Source organism: Pseudomonas sp. Sample_14 (genome assembly GCF_004307515.1).
In the GTDB taxonomy this organism is placed as follows: domain Bacteria; phylum Pseudomonadota; class Gammaproteobacteria; order Pseudomonadales; family Pseudomonadaceae; genus Aquipseudomonas; species Aquipseudomonas atacamensis.
Genome location: NZ_RCOC01000097.1, coordinates 1 through 4090 on the forward strand (window position 1 = coordinate 1; position 4090 = coordinate 4090).

Annotated in this window: 5 protein-coding genes; 4 read left to right on the forward strand and 1 reads right to left on the reverse strand. The window is 50.6% G+C overall.

Going from position 1 to position 4090, the window contains the following annotated elements; all coding sequences use genetic code 11:
* Positions 1-1955, forward strand: a 1955-nt coding sequence (locus tag D8U61_RS28160) for a DUF637 domain-containing protein (protein ID WP_241663655.1), incomplete at its 5' end; no start/stop codon positions are given.
* Complete coding sequence (locus D8U61_RS25570) at positions 1955-2389, forward strand: hypothetical protein (protein WP_016775049.1); 435 nt, start codon at positions 1955-1957, stop codon at positions 2387-2389. The genes D8U61_RS28160 and D8U61_RS25570, both read left to right, overlap by 1 nt.
* Here the strand turns inward: D8U61_RS25570 and D8U61_RS25575 are convergent.
* Positions 2370-2669 (reverse strand): hypothetical protein, encoded by a 300-nt coding sequence (locus tag D8U61_RS25575; RefSeq protein WP_130927882.1) that lies wholly within the window; start codon positions 2667-2669, stop codon positions 2370-2372. The two genes, D8U61_RS25570 and D8U61_RS25575, sit on opposite strands and share 20 nt — an antisense overlap.
* A gap of 218 nt (positions 2670-2887) precedes the next feature.
* Between D8U61_RS25575 and D8U61_RS25580 the strand changes: the two genes are divergently transcribed.
* Together D8U61_RS25580 and D8U61_RS25585 are read left to right on the forward strand one after the other, a co-directional pair.
* Complete coding sequence (locus D8U61_RS25580; RefSeq protein WP_016775048.1) at positions 2888-3157, forward strand: hypothetical protein; 270 nt, start codon at positions 2888-2890, stop codon at positions 3155-3157.
* 237 nt (positions 3158-3394) lie between these two features.
* A complete protein-coding gene (locus D8U61_RS25585) occupies positions 3395-4027 on the forward strand; it encodes an SMI1/KNR4 family protein (protein ID WP_241149652.1) in 633 nt (210 codons plus the stop codon).
* Positions 4028-4090: the final 63 nt, after the last annotated feature.

A 4090-nucleotide genomic window follows, 5' to 3' on the forward strand; every position in this document is an offset into this window, starting at 1 on the left:
GCGTGAAGGAGATTCACGAGTCGTTTAAATACAGCAACTCGGGGCTTGGCCCGGCTTCGCAGATGATTATTGCGATCGTGATGGCTGCCTTTGTCGGGCCTGCTGCGTTCGCTTCGCTAAGCGCGAGCATGGGCACAGCCTGGGCCGCAGGCCTCGCCGCTGTGGCAACAGGTGCAGCCACAAATGCCACGACCAGTTTTATCAATAACGGCGGAAACCTTGGAGCGGTTTTCGCGGACGTTACTTCATCCGATGCACTGAAGGGCTATGTGATTTCCGGAGTGACAGCCGGATTGATGGCCGAATACCTGAACCAGCTGACGGGGATGAAATACGATCCGAATACCGGAAAGTTGCTCGGCCCGTCGTTAGCCACGTGGGAGGGCGTCGGTAGATTCGCTGGAAGCCAAATCATCCAGGGTGGCACTTCGGCGCTGATCACCAAGGCAGTCGGCGGCGATGCAAGTGCCGGTGACGTTCTGAAGACGGCTCTGTTCAATACCGTCGCAGCGTTCAGCTTCAACATGGTGGGCGATCTCACGCAGGGCGTTCTGGATGATGGCTCAGCGGGCAAAATCATCATTCATGCGGCGGTGGGTGGGCTGTTGTCGGAGATGACCGGCGGGGATTTTGCGACAGGCGCGTTGGCGGCTGGTGCGAATGAAGCGCTTGTTGGTGAGATGAACAAATGGTTCAAGGGCAATCCCGAGTTGTTGCTCATGGGGTCGCAGATAGTGGGGGTGCTCTCCGCAACTGCGCTGGGCAATACTGATCAAGAGTCATTGGAAAACGCCTCTTGGGTTGCCAACAATGCGACACAGTACAACTTCCTGAATCACCAGGATGTAAAAGACCTCGAGAAAGCGCTTAAGGAGTGTAAAGACAACTGTGATGCTGTTCGAGCTGAGTTTGCCAAGCGTGATGCGGATAACACGGCGCGGCTCAATAACTGTTGGGCGACCGGCGATTGCGCGCAGATCAAGGCTGAGATTGATGAAGGCTCTCTTGCATTAAATAAACTTTGGGAAAATGACGATTCGGGGATCACAGATCAATTCCTTCATAGCAATATCGCCGACTCGACCAACGCTAGGACGCGAGCGGTCCTCGACCACCTTCCGAAAGGGGATCCGGCTAATGCGGTGAAATTGTTGGCTGCAGCGGGAATTATTGCTCTTGCGCCGGAAGCGATTGGTTTGCTTGGACAGTTGGCCACGAGAGGTGCAGCTACTTGTGCAGCAAACCCAGTGCTGTGCGCGAACGAAGTCGCGATCTGGACCGCTGAGGCAGGAATGTCGGAGGCACTTCCCGTGGGGTTAGGGGCCACAGCAGGTGGGGCCGCAGCCAAGGAACTGAGTGATCTCCGCGGTTTGATGGAGATCGAAGCGAAAACTGGGGCTAAGCTAACGGCTGAGCAGATTGCGGCAGTCGTTAGGCCGGCAGCGATAGGTTCAGAGGGGGCAGCCACCGTTGGAGGTCAGGCAACCTCTACATTTTTGAAAGATTTTGGCGAGAAAGTTCTTAGTCATAACACCCAGATTGGCGTGCGTAATAGTAAGGCGGGGACGATTTCTGGTGCTCATAACAGCGATGCCTTCTTGGAGTCGGTTGAAAAAACTGGGGCAAAAATCTCCAATAAAACTACGGATGTCCGTTATCCTGGCCTTGTGGAGTATAGTTATCAGTTGCCTAAAACTAACACTCGGGGCGAGTTGGTCGGTGGATACAAGTCCAAATCCACCAAAACAACTTATGATTCGAAAATTCTGTCAGATATCAAGGTGGCTGATATGTCGAGCAGGGCGGCAGTCGAAGCTGGCTCTTTGTTCAGAGCTAATCCAGCCATGAGGGAGGCCAGTATCAAAGTTGATGGTTATTACTTTCAAGTGACGCGTGATAGCAAAACTGGAGATATAACAAACTCATTTATTACTATGCCGCCGAGGACGAAATAATGGCTGATTTGGTTTGGTTAGAGGTTCTCAAGGAATCATTTTCTTCAACTGACGCAGATTATGAGGGTCTTTACGAGTTAATTGAGGCTTCTATCGTAAGAGGGAGGACTAATTTTCCTGCGTTTATCTACGACGCTTCGCAGGGACATGGGTTCTCAGTGGCTGAAGGTTTTTTTTACTCGCTTGATCAGGATTGGGACGATCCAGAAGAATTCAATGAGGTAAGTTTCTTCTTGGGGGAAGCGTTAACTTCTAGCATACCTGTGGCTGACTACGTTTCTCTGATGAAAATTGCAGCTGATGTTTATTCTGCTTACTTTCCAGATGAACGCGATGGAGTTCAAAGGTCTGCTGAAAGATTAGAAAAGCGTTATTCACAACAAATGGAGGAGATAAACGGGGACAGACCACCTTTCAATTCTCGTCCAGCGTAAAAGCGGTGGCGACCTGAAGCTCAATGCCGGTCGCGACATCAACGTTGTCGCCATCGCCGAAGCTACCGGCAACCTTACCGCCGAGGCCAAGCGCGATATCTCCCTGTCTCGGCCGGTGATGAACACAACGTCGAAATCCACAGCAGGCACGGCAAGAAACGCGTCCATGAAGAGGACGACCACTCTTTTCAGGAAGCTGCTGATTCATCGCCAGCGGCGACGCAAATACCAGCCCGGACCTCGACACCACACTGGTCGCGGGGAAGATCTGCACAGGCAACGAAGCCTACGTGTACGCCGGTAATGATCTGAACCTGCTGGCCGCGCAAAACAAGGGCCGCACCCTCTACGACATGAAGGAGTAAAACGTGTCTGTCCGCCGTTTTCCCAAGTAAGGTGATTGGAACAAACGTCTGATGCGCTCCGATCTCGACAATCAAAATAAATGTTCGGGATGGTGTGATCCAGACTGCGTTCTCGTACTGGTTAGGAATGGTTATGAGCAGTGGCGGCACGATAATAGAACGATTTGTGGCCCAAGAGTTGGACGACAGCGTTCGCTCTATTTTGAAAAACGCCTTTGATGAGCGGGTTTGCTCAGAGAGCATTCTGTTCAGGGCGTTCGAGTTTAATTGCTTTGACGTTTCTTTAGACTTTGAAAAAGGCATCGTCACATTGCAAGATGTACTCTCCGCTGGAGAAAGTAGCGTTCTTGATATACCGATACGTGATTTTATCTCTGCTTGTGGTTTGAATGTCTCTTGTTAATTGTAGAGGCCTAGATGTGATCTGACACCGGCCTAGCGCCTAGATAAACGGGGACAGACCATGTTTAAAACGCATTCCAAAACGTGATCTGTCCCCGTTTCCCCGAGTCGGCGCAACATATTGAAGATGCCATCGGGGCAGGAAAGCCTGACACGTTGACCAGGCGCTTGTAATGGCGCTCAATGCAGAGAGTTGCCTAACGGGACGAAGGTTAGAATAGAGGTGATAGATTAGATTATGAATAATCTGGATAAGTTGTTATCGATTGCAAGTTCGTCCTTGAGTGCGCGTGAACCACAACTGTCTGGGCCAATACGCAACATGGCAGGGGCTTCGGCGGAACAACTTCTTAATGTGCTGCGTCAGCGCAATGGCTTCTATGCTTTTGAAGGCGCGCTGCATGTTTTTCCAAGCGACTCCAGCCAAAGTGAAATAGGCATATCTGATTGGAATCACGCTGACCTGTGGCGCACTAGCTACAAAGGCCTAGCCGATAACGGTGTCTTTTTTGCTGAAGATATCTTTGGTGGACAGTTCTGTATCAAGGATGGGAGTATCTACATTTTTGATCCGGAAACTGGCTCGTTAGAGTACTTGGCTGCGGATGTTGAAAGCTGGGCTGAAATAGTTCTGCACGACTATGAAGTATTGACAGGCTATCCGTTGGCTCATCAGTGGCAAAAGCGCAATGGTCCAGTTCGTGCTGGGATGCGTTTGCTGCCCAAAGTGCCTTTTGTAATGGGCGGTGATTTTTCCTTGGATAATTTATATGTTGCCGATGCTGTAGAAGGCATGCGGCTCAGAGCCGATATAGCCGATAAGATTAAAAATTTACCAGACGGTACTCAGGTTAAATTCAGTCTGGACTGACAGGAGACAAATGATAGTTTCAGCGATGTTTGATTCCCTCGTCACATTTGACTGCGTATATGG

Coding starts and splice junctions, on each gene's coding strand:
- D8U61_RS25570 (WP_016775049.1), top strand. CDS start 1,955: ATGGCTGATTTGGTTTGGTTAGAGGTTCTCAAGGAATCATTTTCTTCA.
- D8U61_RS25580 (WP_016775048.1), top strand. CDS start 2,888: ATGAGCAGTGGCGGCACGATAATAGAACGATTTGTGGCCCAAGAGTTG.
- D8U61_RS25585 (WP_241149652.1), top strand. CDS start 3,395: ATGAATAATCTGGATAAGTTGTTATCGATTGCAAGTTCGTCCTTGAGT.